At 48.6% G+C, this 16,040-nt stretch carries 16 protein-coding genes; 12 read left to right on the top strand and 4 right to left on the bottom strand.

Annotated features, from left to right (window positions below):
• Nucleotides 1-64: 64 nt before the first annotated feature.
• The 3 genes from Q9R25_RS06395 to Q9R25_RS06385 are packed head-to-tail and all read right to left on the bottom strand — an operon-like array spanning nucleotide 65 to nucleotide 3,873.
• Complete coding sequence (locus tag Q9R25_RS06395; protein WP_074036411.1) at nucleotides 65-1,105, bottom strand: ribonucleotide-diphosphate reductase subunit beta; 1,041 nt, start codon at nucleotides 1,103-1,105, stop codon at nucleotides 65-67.
• Nucleotides 1,062-1,568, bottom strand: a complete 507-nt coding sequence (locus Q9R25_RS06390; protein ID WP_074036413.1) for a flavodoxin domain-containing protein — start codon at nucleotides 1,566-1,568, stop codon at nucleotides 1,062-1,064. The genes Q9R25_RS06395 and Q9R25_RS06390 overlap by 44 nt, the downstream gene beginning before the upstream one ends.
• Nucleotides 1,569-1,617: 49 nt before the next feature.
• Nucleotides 1,618-3,873, bottom strand: a complete 2,256-nt coding sequence (locus Q9R25_RS06385) for a ribonucleoside-diphosphate reductase subunit alpha (protein ID WP_396136456.1) — start codon at nucleotides 3,871-3,873, stop codon at nucleotides 1,618-1,620.
• Nucleotides 3,874-4,404: 531 nt separating this feature from the next.
• On the opposite strand from Q9R25_RS06385, the gene Q9R25_RS06380 reads away from it, so the two are divergent.
• The 12 genes from Q9R25_RS06380 (at nucleotide 4,405) to Q9R25_RS06325 (ending at nucleotide 14,371) form a co-directional block, all read left to right on the top strand.
• A complete protein-coding gene (locus tag Q9R25_RS06380; RefSeq protein ID WP_074036415.1) occupies nucleotides 4,405-4,635 on the top strand; it encodes a DUF1871 family protein in 231 nt (76 codons plus the stop codon).
• Nucleotides 4,636-4,648: 13 nt separating this feature from the next.
• Nucleotides 4,649-4,897 carry a NifU N-terminal domain-containing protein gene (locus Q9R25_RS06375; protein ID WP_074036416.1) on the top strand — a complete coding sequence of 83 codons (249 nt, stop codon included), beginning with the start codon at nucleotides 4,649-4,651 and terminating at the stop codon, nucleotides 4,895-4,897.
• Nucleotides 4,894-5,694: a glycosyltransferase family 2 protein gene (locus tag Q9R25_RS06370; RefSeq protein WP_269317818.1), complete on the top strand. Its 801-nt coding sequence runs from the start codon at nucleotides 4,894-4,896 to the stop codon at nucleotides 5,692-5,694. Before Q9R25_RS06375 ends, Q9R25_RS06370 begins: the two co-directional genes overlap by 4 nt.
• A gap of 2 nt (nucleotides 5,695-5,696) precedes the next feature.
• Nucleotides 5,697-6,191: an Lrp/AsnC family transcriptional regulator gene (locus tag Q9R25_RS06365; protein ID WP_012726802.1), complete on the top strand. Its 495-nt coding sequence runs from the start codon at nucleotides 5,697-5,699 to the stop codon at nucleotides 6,189-6,191.
• Nucleotides 6,188-7,372 (top strand): aminotransferase, encoded by a 1,185-nt coding sequence (locus tag Q9R25_RS06360; protein ID WP_159562577.1) that lies wholly within the window; start codon nucleotides 6,188-6,190, stop codon nucleotides 7,370-7,372. The genes Q9R25_RS06365 and Q9R25_RS06360 overlap by 4 nt, the downstream gene beginning before the upstream one ends.
• A 58-nt stretch (nucleotides 7,373-7,430) precedes the next feature.
• Entirely contained in the window at nucleotides 7,431-8,675 is a 1,245-nt protein-coding gene (locus Q9R25_RS06355) for a lysine N(6)-hydroxylase/L-ornithine N(5)-oxygenase family protein (RefSeq protein ID WP_311282925.1), read from the top strand.
• Nucleotides 8,676-8,871: 196 nt separating this feature from the next.
• On the top strand, nucleotides 8,872-9,264 hold the full coding sequence (gene yugI, locus Q9R25_RS06350; protein WP_074033496.1) for a S1 domain-containing post-transcriptional regulator GSP13: 393 nt from the start codon (nucleotides 8,872-8,874) through the stop codon (nucleotides 9,262-9,264).
• A 99-nt stretch (nucleotides 9,265-9,363) separates the two neighbouring features.
• Nucleotides 9,364-10,356, top strand: coding sequence for a Gfo/Idh/MocA family protein (locus tag Q9R25_RS06345; RefSeq protein ID WP_215243794.1), 993 nt, complete (start codon nucleotides 9,364-9,366; stop codon nucleotides 10,354-10,356).
• Between the two features lie 74 nt (nucleotides 10,357-10,430).
• Entirely contained in the window at nucleotides 10,431-11,594 is a 1,164-nt protein-coding gene (locus tag Q9R25_RS06340) for an iron-containing alcohol dehydrogenase (protein WP_159562574.1), read from the top strand.
• 106 nt (nucleotides 11,595-11,700) lie between these two features.
• On the top strand, nucleotides 11,701-13,053 hold the full coding sequence (locus Q9R25_RS06335; RefSeq protein ID WP_074036426.1) for a glucose-6-phosphate isomerase: 1,353 nt from the start codon (nucleotides 11,701-11,703) through the stop codon (nucleotides 13,051-13,053).
• 99 nt (nucleotides 13,054-13,152) lie between these two features.
• Nucleotides 13,153-13,626: an RNA deprotection pyrophosphohydrolase gene (gene ytkD / locus Q9R25_RS06330; protein WP_159562573.1), complete on the top strand. Its 474-nt coding sequence runs from the start codon at nucleotides 13,153-13,155 to the stop codon at nucleotides 13,624-13,626.
• The gene (locus Q9R25_RS06325; RefSeq protein ID WP_214690705.1) at nucleotides 13,607-14,371 is read left to right on the top strand and encodes an alpha/beta hydrolase family protein; all 765 of its coding nucleotides are present in this window, start codon (nucleotides 13,607-13,609) and stop codon (nucleotides 14,369-14,371) included. The genes ytkD and Q9R25_RS06325 overlap by 20 nt, the downstream gene beginning before the upstream one ends.
• A 15-nt stretch (nucleotides 14,372-14,386) precedes the next feature.
• Here Q9R25_RS06325 and pckA read toward each other — a convergent pair whose 3' ends face one another.
• A complete protein-coding gene (gene pckA, locus Q9R25_RS06320; protein WP_196430940.1) occupies nucleotides 14,387-15,958 on the bottom strand; it encodes a phosphoenolpyruvate carboxykinase (ATP) in 1,572 nt (523 codons plus the stop codon).
• Between the last annotated feature and the right edge of the window lie 82 nt (nucleotides 15,959-16,040).

Below are 16,040 nucleotides of genomic sequence, written 5' to 3'. Positions count from 1 at the left end.
CAATCATGTCTGGGTTTTTTTGATGTACAAAAAACCGAACCGATTAAATCGGTTCGGTTCAATTTTATAGATCATCAAATCCGTTCGCGTCTGTCACTTTCGCATAAGAACGTGACTTTTGTTCGAAGAAATCAGATTTTGTCGCATTGAGCGAGTCATCTGAGTATGCACGGATCCAAGGCATGACATCTTCGTCAAATCCTTCATACAAGTCATTCAGACCGATGACGCGGAGGCGTTTATTCGCCAAGTATTTGACGTAGTCTCGCATTTCACTGACGTCGAGTCCATCGAGGTCACGGAGAACGTATTCACACCACTCGATCTCGAGATCGACCGCTTCTGCCATCGTGTCGTATACGAACTGACTGAACTTTCCGTTTTCATCAATCTTCGGATTTTCTGTCAGCACGGCACGTAAGAGCTGGCTGATGAAGTAAGAATGTTGCATCTCATCACGTTGGATATAACTGATCATCGTTGATGTACCGACCATCTTTTGGTGGCGGGCGAGATTGTAGAAATAAGCGAATCCTGAATAGAAGTTGATGCCTTCTAGAATGACGGATGCAACGAGCGATTTCGCAAAGTTTTCAGCGTTCGGAGTCTCGCGGAACGCTTCATATAAGTCCAAGATGAATTGATTGCGCTTCATGACCATTTCATCGTCTTTGGCGATGTCAAAGATTCGATTTTGTTCAGCGAGTGGCACGAGACTTGATAGGACATAGCTGTATGATTGATTGTGCACGACCTCTTGTTGTGCGATGACCGCGAGAACGGCGTGTACAGACGAGTCAGATGAGAACATAGAAGACTCGAGGATGTATCGTGTCTGGACCGAGTCGAGAATCGAGAGCAGTCCGATGATCCGTTTGAATGCATCCTGTTCACGTTCAGTCAATTGCGGCCATTGTTGCATATCCTTAGACATTGAGATCTCATCAGGAATCCAAAAGTTCGATAATAACTGTTTGTAAATGGTATAGAACTGAGGATACGCGATATCGTTCCAATTGACGATCGAACTCGTTTCCCCGCCAATGATGGCGGTTGCCCGGTTAGGATGTTTGGGCGACAATAATTTGATTTTCTGAATCGACATGATGCATAACTCCTTCTTCTACATGGTGAGCCATCCGCTCTGCCCAATGTTGGACGTTGAACGGTTGGTTACGTGGGGACTGCTCGATTTTAAGCAGTTCCCCGGCAAGTGGGATTCCGTATTTTGAAAGGTGGTACGCCATCTCGTCAACAGCGCGACAGAAATGTACAAACATCTTGTCACCGGTTCCGAATACCGCAGCTTGTCGAATCGGCACTTGGAGTTCCTTTAACACGAGGCGGAACGTATCTTTCATTTCGTCTGGTAAGATTCCGTCTGCCCACGTGTAAGAGCCGAAATAGACGAGGTCGAACGAAGCGAGTGATTGAGCTTCGCGATATCCGACGCGATCGGCATCATAGCGGACGACCGTATCGCCACGGCGATGATGTGTCGATTCGATGAGCGATGCCACTTCTTCTGTGTTTCCACTCATCGAATGACAGATGATTGCGATGTTCATAGGGTGGACCACCTTTCTATAAAATATACATAATGATTATGACGACGGTTTACGAAGCACACGACTCACATTCGTCGACTTCGACAGTCGTCGAACGAGTGTAGTAAATCGACTTCATGCCAAGAGACCATGCCTCGAGGTGCATCGCAAGAAGCTCTGTCGCTTTTACATCGTTCTTCACGTATAAGTTGAAGCTGATTGCTTGGTCGATGTGGCGCTGGCGAGCCGCGTTTTGACGGATGCTCCATAATTGATCAATTTCAAATGCTGATTTATAGAACCAGTTCGTGTCCGGCGTCAAGTCGGGAACCGTGACTGGAATCTTATAGTTTTTCTTCTCTTCTGAGTAGACCTTTTTGTAGATCGGGTCAATCGATGCGGTACTACCAGCGATAATCGCCGTCGATGAGTTTGGTGCAACGGCCATCATATAGGCGTTACGGACGCCGTTTTGATGTACTTCTGCTGCGAGACCGTCCCAATCGAGGTCGTCGTGTGAACGATAGTTCCGGCGCTTGAAGTATTCGCCTGTATGCCATTCTGAACCTTCGAAGACGCCGAATGCTCCTTTTTCTTTGGCGAGTTCCATCGATGCTTGGATTGTGAGATACGCGATTTTTTCATAGAGTTTCTCTGCATATTGAACGGCATCGACCGATTCCCAACGGATTCCTTCTAGTGCGAGCAAGTGATGCCAACCGAACGTTCCTAGACCGACTGCACGATACTTCTGGTTCGTGATCATCGCCTGTGGAACTTCGATCGTATTCAAATCGATGACGTTATCGAGCATACGCATTTGAATCGGGATGAGTCGTTCGAGCACATCGGCTTTCACGGCACGAGCAAGTGCGATTGAACTCAAGTTACAGACGACGAAATCACCAGGAGTCTTTGTGATGACGATTTTTCCGTCTTGTGTGTATTCTTCTTCGATTGTCGTTGCCGACATGTTTTGCGCAATTTCAGAACAGAGGTTTGAACTGTAGATCATCCCGGCATGTTTGTTTGGGTTTGCGCGGTTCACTGCGTCTCGGAAGAACATATATGGTGTACCTGTTTCAAGTTGTGAGCGCATGTAACGTTTTACAAGGTCGATGGCTGGAACTGTCACACGAGATAATTCTGGCGTGTTGACACATTCCATATATTTCTCTGTGAAGCTTCCACCGTTCTCTGATTCGTCAAAATAGTCTTCAAGGCTATATCCCATCACGGTACGAATCTCGTGTGGATCGAACAAGTGCCAGTCGCCGCGTGCCTCGACCGTACGCATGAAGAGGTCCGGTAAGCAAACGCCTGTGAACAAGTCGTGTGTCCGGAGGCGCTCATCCCCGTTGTTCAATTTCGCGTCTAGGAATTCGAAGATGTCCTTATGCCAAATGTCTAAATAGACGGCAATTGAGCCTTGACGCATACCGAGTTGGTCCACAGAGACGGCCGTGTTGTTCAATTGCTTCATCCAAGGAAGGGCACCACTTGAGACACCTTTGAATCCTTTGATGTCACTACCACGTGAACGAATTTTCCCGAGGTAGACACCGATTCCACCGCCACCTTTTGAGAGCGTCGCCACATCGGTGTTCGAATCATAAATGCCACGGAGGGAGTCATCAACTGTATCAATGAAACAAGAGCTGAGCTGTCCATATGATTTACCGGCGTTTGACAACGTTGGTGTCGCGACCGTCATATAAAGGTTTGATAAAGCCCAATAAGCTTCTTCGACGAGCTTCAATCGAGTCGTCTCATTTTCTTTTTGCATGAGCGTCATCGCGATGACCATGAAGCGCTCCTGTGGAAGCTCATAAAGGTTCTTCACATGATCGCGCCCAAGATAGCGGTCCGACAACGTGCGGAGTCCGATATATGTGAAGAGACGGTCACGGGATGGGTCGATCAATGTTTCGAGATGGTCCATGTCTTCTTTTGAATACGTATCGAGAAGCGCTGACGTGAAAATTCGTTTTGATGTTAACGTCTCGACCAGTTGATAGAAGTTACCATAACGCATAGATGCTTCGTAACCGCGGTTGCGTGCCGCTTCAAGATAGAGGCGGTTCAAGTACATTTCCGTTGCCACGAACGTCCAGTCCGGTTCTTCGGCTTTCAACATATCGAGGGCATGCATCGTCAATAAGTCATATACTACATCTTGTGTTAGCGTTTTTGTCTCGAGCGCCCGAATAGCCCGTTCTTCATAGCGCTCTACGCTTAAGTGAGGATACCGTGTCTGGATAGATTGAATAAGAGAAGAGACGTCAGAAAGCGTTGGAGCCGCTGGTAGCATCGTCTCGTGGTGGATAGGGGATGTCAAAATAGATCACTCCTTTAGATGGTGTAGACGTTATAAAAGGATAATAAGAACTTCCTTACCTGTCACAATATCGTGTTAACGATCAAAATACCCGTTAACTATATATTGACACTTTTTTATCTTTTTAATCATAAAACACCTATATTTAGTTTTTCAATCCTTGACATTCTGGAATGTGCCCGTCACCTTTTTGCTTTTGCTCCAAAAGGGCTTCATGACCCAATTTGAGACAGAGAACTGAGATGAAAAAAAATATGTATTGTCTTTGCTTGTTTTTTCACAAATTGATGAATTCGATTTCATCACTCTTGATGAAACATTTCATCCGTTTGTTTGAGGTGGAATGGATTGTATTTGACGTTACTTATCAAAATACCTGCATATTCATTTCATACTAGATATAGTGTTCTGATGAATCAAGAAATATGAATCCATTTGTCAAGGCTGGTATCCGAGTAAAAAGTAAGGTAGATTGGTGAAGTAGGACATGGAATTTCAGCGAAAAGAAGGGTTTAACAAGTGCGTACAGAAGACTTATTATTAACATGGGACCCACTCGGTTATGGGGCAGGTTCATACGGACCTGAGTTTGATGAAGTCATGATGGCATTAACCTATGTCGATTCTCCCGAACAATTGACCGAAGTGATTCGCCGAACGCTTCTTGAAGCGTTCGATGCGTGTCCACCAGAAACAGAGATTTTCGAGATGGCGCAGCGACTCCTCGTATCGTCATCTTGCCAACTATAAGGAGGAACCAATAATGTTACGAATTGATCCAACACCGAATCCGAATGCGATGAAAGTGACACTTCCAGAGAACGTGTTTGGCGCCAAGAGTCAAAGTGTGAAGGCGGGCGAAGCGACAGATCAACCGCTTCTCGCCAAGTTAGTTGAAATCGAAGGCGTGGAGAGTGTCTTTGCTTATGGTGACTTTGTGACCGTATCAAAGGAGAACGGTGTGAGCTGGGAAGCAATTCTTCCACTCGTTGAGACGGCATATCGCGGATGAAACCGATTGTCTCGATTGTCATTCCGGCTTATAAACGCGAGACGGAACTGACGGAACTGCTTGAAAGTCTAACGGTCCAAACATTTCAGCAGTTTGAGGTCTTGGTCATGAATAATGAAGGGCCGCCAAAACAACACCTTTTGGCGCCTTTTTTGAATCAATTGGATGCACGTGTCATCGAAGTGGGTGAAAACCATCATGTTCGTGCCCGTAATCGTGGTGTTCTCGAAGCGAGAGGCGATGTCATCTTGTTACTAGACGATGACGATTTGCTCATGCCGACACATCTAGAGGCAGGGCTACGCGACCTTCAACAGGCTGACCTCGTCTATTCGGACGCTGAGCTGTTCCGCTTCGAATGGAGAGGGGGCCGTCGTGTTGTGACGGACTGGGAACCGTTCGCTTACGCGTTCGATCGAGAGCGGATGCGTCAGGACTCGACGTTTATTCCTTCGGGTACGATGTATCGCAAATCGATTCATGACACGATTGGTCTATTCGACGAAGACGTCTATAACTACTGGGATTGGGATTTCTTGTTAAGGGTAATGGATGCATTCACCGTGTCACACCCGGCGCGTGCGACGGTACTGTACGCGTTCAACGGGACCGACAACCTATCAGCAATACAGGATGAAACGAGACGTCGTTATTTTGATTGTTTTTGTCAAAAGCACGGTCTGACAGACATGGAGATGAAGAATTTCCATATCGTTCAGGAGGAACGACGTTCATACGTGAGACAGACAGAGAGAACGTTCACAGGCGTGCTACCTGGTCGAACGGAAGGAGAATAAGTATGTATTCATCAAAAGAACTTGAGTTGTTAGAATTGTTAGAAGAAAAGGGGTATCTCGAGACGAAGATGTTGGCTGACTTGTTGGCACTCGATGAAGAGACGATTGAGTCGATGCTCGAGAAGTTCAAGCAAGACGGGATTCTCCTTGGATTTCGTGCCATGGTCAATTGGCAAAAAATCAATCGCCACGATGTCACTGCCTTCATTGACGTTAAAGTGACTCCGAAACGAGGGCGCGGATTTGACGACGTGGCCGAGCGTATTTATCGCTTCCCAGAGGTGACAGCGCTTTATTTGATGTCGGGTGCTTATGACCTTCAAGTCGTCATCCGGGCAAACTCACTTCAAGATGTTGCCTCATTTGTCTCAGACAAGCTTTCGCCGCTTGATTCGGTTTTGTCGACGACAACTCACTTCAAATTGAAGACGTACAAACATGACGGGATCTTGTTCACCCCACAAACTGAAGATAAGCGGTTGAACATCACGCCATGAAGTCTTTATCAAATCAAGTCGTCTCGATGAAGCCATCGGGCATTCGCCGTTTCTTCGACTTAGCACAGACGATGGATAACGTGGTCTCTCTCGGGGTGGGAGAACCGGATTTCATCACACCGTGGAACGTGCGAGAAGCGAGCTATGCCGCACTCGAAGAAGGATATACGGCCTATAGTGCTAACGCCGGTCTCATCGAGTTGCGTGAAGAGATTGCAACTTATATGAAAGAACGCTTTTTAGTCGAGTACGATCCGACGTCTGAATTGATTGTCACGACAGGGGCATCGCAGGCGCTCGATATCGCATTCCGTGCCCTTCTAAATCCAGGGGACGAGGTCATCGTGGTCGAACCGGCATTCGTTTCATATGGTCCACTCATCGAGTTGGCAGGTGGAACCGTCGTGCCTGTCGCGTGTCGTCCAGAGAAAGGGTTTCGACTCGATCGAGATGACGTCGAGCAAGCCATCACAGAACGAACGAAAGCGATCTTGCTCTGCTTCCCGTCTAATCCAACGGGCGCTACGATGAATGGCGACGAACTCGCGCAAATCGCAGAACTCGCGACAAAGTATGACCTTTGGGTCGTCAGCGATGAGATTTATGCGGAACTTTGTTATGACGACCCATTCGTCAGCTTCGCGACGCTCCACGACATGCGAGACCGGACGATTGTTGTGAATGGTTTCTCAAAAGCGTTCGCAATGACAGGATGGCGTCTTGGCTTCACATGCGCGCCCGAAGTTGTGACGCGAGAGATGTTGAAGGTCCATCAATATGGCATGATGTGTGCACCTACGCTCGTTCAATTCGGTGGACTCGAGGCACTTCGGACTCGTGAGCAGCACGTGCCGAGCATGGTGAAAAGTTATCGTCAACGTCGGAACTATTTCATTCAAGCGCTGAACGAGGCGGGATTACCGACGCACGTGCCAGGTGGAGCATTTTATGCTTTTCCTTCGATTCGACATACTGGATTGACGAGTGAGGAATTTGCAGAACGTCTTCTCATCGAAGAACGTGTCGCCGTTGTTCCTGGAAATGCCTTCGGTGAGAGCGGGGAAGGATTCGTCCGGGCGAGTTATGCGACTTCGCTCGAACAACTACAAGAAGCGATTCTCCGGATTCAACGTTTCATGAAACAATTTGAAGTCACAGTAGCCAAGGACTCTCATTCGTGAGAGTTCTTTGGCGTTTTAGCGATATAACGAAAGGGAAAAGACGGGCGAGGTGAAGATGATGAAACGATTTGACTTTGTTGCAATCGGGTGTGGTCCGTATAATCTTGGTCTCATGGCCCTTGCGGAAAAAACTGAACTGCATGGGATTTGCTTTGAGCAACGCGCGGAGATGATGTGGCATGAAGGCATGTTGATTGAAGGGATGACGATGCAAACGCATTATTTACAAGATCTCGTCACGTTGGCGGACCCGACCCATTCGGCGAGTTTTCTGAACTATTTGAGTGATACGGGTCGACTCCAAACATTTATCACGCAAGAACAAGATAAGATTCCTCGAACGGAATACAATCGTTACTTGCGATGGGTTGTAGATCAACTGTCGACGATTCGTTTCAATCATTATGTGTCTGACGTTGTAGTGGAAGAAGAGGGCTTCCTCGTGACCGTCGAATCAGATGGTCGATCGACACAAGTTCATACAAGACATCTCGTCCTAGGGACAGGGGCGGCGCCATTCGTGCCGGACGGGTTTGAACAAGTCATTCATACGAGCGATTATTTGACGTACCGGGACGTCCTCAAAGACCGATATCGTGTCGCGGTCGTGGGGAGCGGACAGAGTGCGGCGGAAGTCTTTCTGGACTTGTTGCGTGAAGCGACGGATGAACAACGCGTCGACTGGATCACACGCTCCGAACAATTTGAGTCACTCGAAGCAGGCAAGCTTGGGGATGAAATTTTTAGTGTGGATTATGTCGATTATTTTCATAAGCTACCGTACGACGCTCGGCAAGAGCTACTCGGGTCATTCGAGCGTTTCCGTCATGGTGTCAATCCTGAGACGATGACCTCGATCTATGAGACCTTGTATCATCGGACGGCAGAAGCGGAAGCGACGAAGGCTGATATGATGACACAGGTTGAAGTGGAATCGATTTCTTATGATTGGTTAACACATCGTTTGAAAGGGACCCAACGGTATACGGGAGAAGTGATTGAAAGAGAGTACGATCTCGTTGTCGTGGCGACGGGGTATCGCCCGGTGATCCCATCTTGGATAGATCAGCTCCCGGTTGTATGGGAAGTAGAGGGAGAATGGGCAGTCCGTGACACGTATGAGGTGATCATGAGCGAGTCGCTAGGCGGAAAGTTGTTTACGCACACGAATATAGAGCATTCACATGGTCCGGCTGCGACGAATCTCGGGATGGCAGTCTATCGAAATGCGGTCATTTTGAACGACATGGCTGGAGAAACGATCTATCCGATTCGTCATCAGAAGCCGTTTACGACATTTTGAACAAAAAAAGGCTAGGCGAGTCGCCTAGCGGAATCAGGGGGGAATACTTGAAGTCTTGCTTGATTTGTATTTACCCCGCACTTCGACTTTAAAACATACCAACACGTCAAAAATAATCTTTTTTGCTAAATTCTACACTTTATCGAAAAAAGTATGTTATAGTAAGTTGATGAATTTAGCATAGGAGTTGTTTGTAATGGCAAAATACGAAAAAGATCAAGTATTAACAGGTAAAGTAACAGGAATCCAACCTTTCGGTGCTTTCGTAGCACTCGACGATGAGACTCAAGGTCTTGTACACATTTCAGAAATCTCACACGACTACGTAAAAGACGTAAACGATTACGTTCAAGTTGGTCAAGAAGTTGAAGTGAAAATCCTTGAAGTGGACGAAGCTTCTAAAAAAATCAAGCTTTCAATGAAAGCGACTCAAGAAGCTCCAAAACGCGAGAAGTCTGCGAAGCCAGCTCGTCGTGCGCCACGCCGCAACGAAGCATCTTCAAACTTCAAGCAAGAAGAAGCTCCAGGATTCACAGTCCTCAAAGACAAACTTGAAGACTGGATCAAAAACACAAACTTCAAGAAGTAAGTGTTTCAAGGTGGCCCGTTCTAAACGGGTCACCTTTTTTATTTTACAGGAATCGGCGGATTGAATGACGAAACTGTAAAGCGAATAGGAGGGGATGGCATGAAGATTGGCATCATCGGAACGGGAGGAATTGCGACGAGTGCCCATATCCCGAATTATGTCAAAGCAGGCATGGATGTGGTAGCGGTCATGAACCGGACACGGGCAAACGGGGAACGTGTCGCACGACAGTTCGGCATCCCGAACGTTTATGAGACGGTCGAAGAGATGCTTTCACGCGAAAATCTCGATGCGGTCAGTATATGTACACCAAACGCCTTACATAAAGAGCAAGTGCTGCTTGCGCTTGAAGCAGGATGTCACGTTCTCTGTGAGAAGCCACCGGGAATTTCAGAGAATGAAGCGATCGAGATGTTGGAAGCGGCAAAACGAGCCGGAAAAACATTGCATTACGGATTCCATTACCGACATCGTGAGGATACGGTTCTGTTGAAGCGAATGATTGATGCGGGTGAACTCGGAGACATCTATGCAGCGACGGCGCTCGCGCTTCGACGGCGTGGAATTCCGGGATGGGGTGTCTTCACGAATAAAGAACTGCAAGGCGGGGGTGCATTACTCGACATAGGTGTGCATATGTTAGACCTGGCGCTTCATTTGATGGGATACCCGAAACCGAGAGAGGTCGTCGGTCATGTCGGTCAGTACTTAGGGAATCGTTCGGGTGTCGGCTTGCTGGGGGAATGGGACGCGAGTTCGCTCACAGTCGAGGATACGGCGAGAGCGATGGTCACGTTTGAAAACGGAGCATCCTTATTACTCGACGTCAGCTACATGGCCAACATCGAGGAAAAAGATACGATGCGAGTGGAATGTCGCGGCACGAAAGCCGGAGCCAGTCTGTTCCCGCTCACACTTCACACGGAGAAATTTGGGGCATTGTTTGACGAGCGACCAGCTTATTTGACTGAACACGACCCGTATGAGCGGCAAATCCGACTCTTCCTTGAGGCCTGTGGAGAAGAGCCGAACTATCAGCAAGCGGAGGAAGCGGTCATCTTGCATCACATCATCGACCGTATCTATCAGTAAGCACGATACTTTTCATTCCGTGAAAACAGGGTATATAGTGTAGGTGTTACATATTTCTATGAGGAGGTTAACTTATGCACAACTTTGAATACAAAAACCCGACAAAACTAATTTTTGGGACACATCAGGTCGAAAAATTAGGTGGAGAACTAGAAGCGCTTGACGCGAAGAAAGTGATGCTCGTCTATGGTGGCGGAAGCATCAAAAAGAACGGGACGTACGATGAAGTCGTGGCCGAGCTTGAAAAAGCCGGTATCTCATACGTAGACTTCTCAGGTGTTGAACCGAACCCACGGATTGAGACTGTACGTCGTGCGGTGAAATTTGCGCGTGAAGAGGACGTTGATGCCTTGCTAGCTGTCGGTGGCGGTTCCGTCATCGACTGCACAAAACTGATTTCAGCAGCGATTCCATATGACGGGGACGCGTGGGACATCGTACTTCGTGAACATATCCCGACAGAGGCGGTACCATTCGGGACAGTCCTTACACTCGCTGCGACAGGGTCGGAGATGAACTCGGGATCGGTCATCACGAACTGGGAGACTCAAGAGAAGTTCGGTTGGGGTCACCCACTTGTATTCCCGACATTCTCGATCCTCGATCCACGTTACACCGTGTCAGTTCCAAAAGACCAGACAATTTATGGCATCGTCGACATGATGAGCCACTGTTTCGAGCAATACTTCCACCCGAACCATGCGCCGGTACAAGAACGCATGACAGAAGGTGTGTTGAAAGCGGTCGTCGAATCGGCACCCAAACTCGTCAACGATTTAGAAAACGTAGACCTCCGTGCCATCATCTTATTCTCAGGTACGATGGCATTGAACGGTGTACTTCAAATGGGTGCAGCCGGTGACTGGGCATCGCACAACATCGAACACGCCGTATCTGCTGTCCATGACATCCCGCATGCTGGGGGCCTCGCGATCCTCTTCCCACGTTGGATGGAACATGTGTTGGATGAAGACAATGCGGCTCGCTTTGCTCGACTCGGTACGGAAGTGTTCGATGTGGAGCCAGGTGCAACGGATTTAGAGACAGGGAAGCGTACAATCGAGGCCATCCGTGCGTTCTTCGATCAACTCGGTGCACCGAACTCGCTTCGTGACTACGATATCGATGAGTCGACATTCGATGCGATTCTTGATTCTGCGATGAAACGTGGTGCATTTGGTCGTTTCCGTACGCTCGAACGGGAAGATGTTGCGCATATTCTCGAACTAAGTAAATAAGGCGATTTCTTGCCTATTTTGCAATAATGATTGAACGAATCTAGACTTTCCGTTTATGATGGGTCATGTATGGCTCTTTTACGAGCGATTTAAAGGAGGAAATGACATGTCAACTGTACGTTTCGATTATTCAAACGCGCTCTCATTCGTAGGGAAGCATGAAATCGACCAAATGCAAGAAACGGTAAAAACTCTCCACTCGGTGATTCACGAGCGGAGCGGTGCCGGAAGTGATTTTCTTGGGTGGGTCGACCTTCCGACCGAATACGATCAAGATGAGTTCGCACGAATCAAAGCTGCGGCGGAACGAATTCGCGAGAATTCAGATGTTCTCGTCGTCGTCGGAATCGGAGGTTCTTACCTCGGTGCCCGTGCAGCGATCGAAATGCTTCAACATTCGTTCTTCAACGTATTGTCAAAAGAAGAGCGCAAGGCGCCACAAGTATTCTATGCGGGCCATAACATCTCTTCAACGTATATGAGAGAGTTGCTTCAAGTGCTTGAAGGGAAAGACGTCTCAATCAACGTCATCTCGAAATCAGGAACGACGACAGAACCTGCGATCGCATTCCGTGTCCTCAAGCAATTCATGGAAGACAAGTATGGTCAAGACGGAGCGCGTGAGCGGATCTATGCGACGACAGACCGTGCCCGTGGCGCCCTCAAGACGCTCGCGGACGCTGAAGGTTACGAGACGTTCGTTATTCCAGATGACGTCGGTGGACGTTTCTCTGTCCTCACACCGGTCGGACTTCTTCCGATTGCCGCTGCAGGAATCGATATCGATGCTTTGATGGAAGGCGCACGCGATGCACAAAACGCCTACAGCTCGCCAGAATTGGCTGAGAACGAAGCGTATCAGTATGCAGTCGTACGTAATGCTCTCTATGCGAAAGGTAAATCGATTGAGATGCTCGTCAACTACGAACCAGCTCTACACTACGTGTCAGAGTGGTGGAAACAGCTTTACGGAGAATCAGAAGGGAAAGACAACAAAGGGATCTTCCCTGCGGCTGTCGACTTCTCGACTGATCTTCACTCGATGGGTCAATACATTCAAGAAGGCCGTCGCGACTTGTTCGAGACAGTCATCCGTGTGAAAGAAGTCCGTCACACAATGAACGTCCCAGAAGACGCACAAGACTTGGATGGTTTGAACTTCCTCGCAGGCGAAACAATCCAATTCGTGAACGACAAGGCGACAGAAGGGACGCTCCTCGCACATACAGATGGGGACGTACCGAACCTTGTCGTCGAATTGCCAGAGATGACACCTTACCACCTCGGTTACTTGTTCTACTTCTTCGAGAAAGCATGTGCAATGAGCGGATACATCCTCGGGGTTAACCCGTTCAACCAACCTGGCGTTGAAGCATACAAAGCGAACATGTTCGCATTACTCGGTAAACCAGGGTATGAAGAACAAAAAGCAGAACTTGAAAAACGCTTGAATCAATAAGAAAACGAATCGGTCCGCGTGTCGGACCGATTTTTTTGTTTGAAACTGGGTGCAGACAAGGTAAAGTGAGAGTAGACAGGGGAAAGAAAGGGATGGACTATGAAGACATTCAAGGATTACTATCATAATCAAGTCGAGTTAAGCTTCACTCATTATCCGTTCTCAGACACGCCGCTCCACGTCTGGGTCGTCGCCCGATATAAGGACAAATGGGTATTGACGAAACATAAGCAACGAGGGCTCGAATTCCCAGGTGGGAAAGTCGAGCCGGGCGAACATGAGGATGCCGCTGCCATCCGGGAAGTATATGAAGAGACCGGAGGCGTCGTCAAGACATTACGATACATGGGGCAGTATCGTGTGCTCGGCCGCGGCGACACCGTCATCAAAAACATTTATTTTGCGGAAATCGAACGATTCGAAGATCATCCCGCAGTCGACGAGACGGATGGGGCCGTCTTGATCGATGTCTTGCCGGACAACCTACTACGGAATCCACGTTACAGTTTTATGATGAAAGACCGTGTCTTACCGGAAACGATGAGGGTGCTCCATGAGCAACACTTGGTTTGATCGGGTCGACGTCTTGCCACCTTATGCCGGTTATCGGGTGACGCGTGGGTGGTATACGACAAATGATGGGGAAGAGGTCGTCGCCTATTCGATTGAACCGAAACGGTCGAACGGACAGGTATTGATGTACTTACGAGGGGGGACGGCACGAATCGGAGACGTCCGGTTGCCGCGACTCATGCAATTTGCGGCACGTGGTTTTCATGTGGTGGCCCCGGTTTATCGAGGCAATCACGGAGGTACGGGAAAAGAAGACTTCGGTGGAGAGGATTTAGAAGACGTACTCTCACTCTATGATCGCGTCCAAACGAGTGGACGACCGATTCATGCACTCGGTTTTTCGCGCGGTGGGATGATGGCACTCTCTCTCGCATCTGAACGACCGGTCACCACTGTCACTTCATGGGCCGGTGTGACGAATCTAGAGTGGACGTATGAAGAGCAGCGCTCGATGCGGAAGATGTTACGTCGCATGACGGGCGGGGACCCTGAATCGGCAGAAACGGCATATACGGAACGTTCTCCGCTCTATAAGGAATGGGGCGCTCCAACGCTGATCATCCATGGTACGGATGATGAGCAGGTCCGATTGCGCCATGCGACGGCAGTCGCCGAGAAATTAGGTGAGCAGGCCGAGTTTTGGGTGCTTCCGTTCGGACACCAACTCCCGTTTTGGGATAAATGGGAGACGACCGAACAAGCGATGGAATGGATGCTACAACAAGCGAAAGCACCGACTCGATGAGTCGGTGCTTTCGTATTAGATGACCAGTGGACCGGCTGCGATGACCGATTCACTCGCTTTCGTGAACCGTGTGAAGTTCTCTTTAAACTTCATCGCGAGTGCCTTCGCCTCGACATCGTAGCGAGCTGGGTCGCTCCACGTGTCACGTGGATTGAGCACGTTACTCGGTACGCCTTCGATGGCTACTGGAATCTCGACGTTGAAAATGTCATGTTTCTTCGTCTCGACGTCACGAAGTTGACCGTTGACTGCGGCGTTGACCATCGCACGCGTGTAAGCGAGTTTCATACGTGAACCTTCACCGTATGCACCGCCAGTCCAACCTGTGTTGACGAGGTAGACATCCACGTCGTGTTCCTCAATCAATTTACCGAGCATATCCGCGTAACGCTCTGGAGCGAGCGGAAGGAACGGTGAACCGAAGCAAGTCGAGAATGTCGCCTGCGGTTCTGTGACACCGCGCTCGGTGCCGGCAAGTTTTGACGTATAACCCGACAAGAAGTGGTACATCGCCTGTTCTTTCGTCAGTTTGCTGATCGGAGGCAAGACGCCATATGCATCTGCCGTCAAGAAGACAATCGTATTCGGATGACCTGCGCGAGATGGGAGCATCGCATTGTCGATGAACTCGATTGGATATGCCGCACGTGTGTTTTCCGTCAGGGAAATGTTCTTATAGTCCGGTGTACGATCTTCATTCAACACGACGTTTTCAATCAATGAACCGAAGCGAATCGCATCATAGATTTGAGGTTCGTTCTCACGAGACAAGTTGATCGTCTTCGCGTAACAACCTCCTTCGATGTTGAAGACCCCGTCCGGTGACCATCCGTGTTCGTCGTCTCCAATCAAGTGACGCTCAGGGTCAGCCGAGAGCGTTGTCTTCCCAGTGCCCGACAATCCGAAGAAGAGTGCCGTTTCGTTCGCATCGTTGACGTTTGCTGAACAGTGCATCGATAACACGTTCTGCTCAGGTAGCAAGAAGTTCATGACGGAGAAGATAGATTTTTTAATTTCGCCACCGTATTCTGTTCCCCCGATCAGAATCGTGCGCTTGGCGAATGAAACGAGAATGAACGTCTCAGAGTTCGTACCATCGACCGCAGGGTCTGCTTTATAGCTCGGTGCATAAATGACCGTGAACGGGTCGAACGCACCTTTCGTCGGCCATTCGCGTAAGAACAATTGTTTGGCGAACAGACTGTGCCACGCATACTCCGTAATGGCACGGACAGGCAACGTATAGTGTTCATCTGCACCAGCGGATGCTTCTAGATAATACAGCTTATCCTTCTTTTCTAAATGGTTGAGAACTTTGTCAAGAAGTGCTGAAAACTTCTCTTCTGCGATCGGTTGGTTCACTTTACCCCAATCGACGAGGTTGTTGCTGACTTCATCTTGTACGACGAATTTGTCTTTCGGTGACCGTCCGGTAAAAGCACCGGTGCTGACAGATAATGCCCCGTCTTTTGTCAGTACACCTTCACCATTTTGAATGGCTTCTTCCACCAGCTCTGGAACCGTCAAGTTCCGTAACATGTCGGCACCATTAATTAATTCTTCGATTTTCAGGAGCGTTGTCGCCATCCTGAATCCCACCTTTCCCCTAAATAGATGTGGATGAAATCCGCATACTTCCGCGATTACGATTAATCAGTATGACATTTTT

The sequence above is a fragment of the Exiguobacterium sp. BG5(2022) genome (assembly GCF_031844365.1).
GTDB classification, from domain to species: Bacteria; Bacillota; Bacilli; order Exiguobacteriales; family Exiguobacteriaceae; genus Exiguobacterium; species Exiguobacterium profundum.
This window is presented reverse-complemented; position numbering and strand designations above follow the sequence as displayed.

Coding starts and splice junctions, on each gene's coding strand:
- Q9R25_RS06395 (WP_074036411.1), bottom strand. CDS start 1,105: ATGTCGATTCAGAAAATCAAATTATTGTCGCCCAAACATCCTAACCGG.
- Q9R25_RS06390 (WP_074036413.1), bottom strand. CDS start 1,568: ATGAACATCGCAATCATCTGTCATTCGATGAGTGGAAACACAGAAGAA.
- Q9R25_RS06375 (WP_074036416.1), top strand. CDS start 4,649: ATGTTACGAATTGATCCAACACCGAATCCGAATGCGATGAAAGTGACA.
- Q9R25_RS06370 (WP_269317818.1), top strand. CDS start 4,894: ATGAAACCGATTGTCTCGATTGTCATTCCGGCTTATAAACGCGAGACG.
- Q9R25_RS06365 (WP_012726802.1), top strand. CDS start 5,697: ATGTATTCATCAAAAGAACTTGAGTTGTTAGAATTGTTAGAAGAAAAG.
- Q9R25_RS06360 (WP_159562577.1), top strand. CDS start 6,188: ATGAAGTCTTTATCAAATCAAGTCGTCTCGATGAAGCCATCGGGCATT.
- Q9R25_RS06355 (WP_311282925.1), top strand. CDS start 7,431: ATGAAACGATTTGACTTTGTTGCAATCGGGTGTGGTCCGTATAATCTT.
- yugI (WP_074033496.1), top strand. CDS start 8,872: ATGGCAAAATACGAAAAAGATCAAGTATTAACAGGTAAAGTAACAGGA.
- Q9R25_RS06345 (WP_215243794.1), top strand. CDS start 9,364: ATGAAGATTGGCATCATCGGAACGGGAGGAATTGCGACGAGTGCCCAT.
- Q9R25_RS06340 (WP_159562574.1), top strand. CDS start 10,431: ATGCACAACTTTGAATACAAAAACCCGACAAAACTAATTTTTGGGACA.
- Q9R25_RS06335 (WP_074036426.1), top strand. CDS start 11,701: ATGTCAACTGTACGTTTCGATTATTCAAACGCGCTCTCATTCGTAGGG.
- ytkD (WP_159562573.1), top strand. CDS start 13,153: ATGAAGACATTCAAGGATTACTATCATAATCAAGTCGAGTTAAGCTTC.
- Q9R25_RS06325 (WP_214690705.1), top strand. CDS start 13,607: ATGAGCAACACTTGGTTTGATCGGGTCGACGTCTTGCCACCTTATGCC.
- pckA (WP_196430940.1), bottom strand. CDS start 15,958: ATGGCGACAACGCTCCTGAAAATCGAAGAATTAATTAATGGTGCCGAC.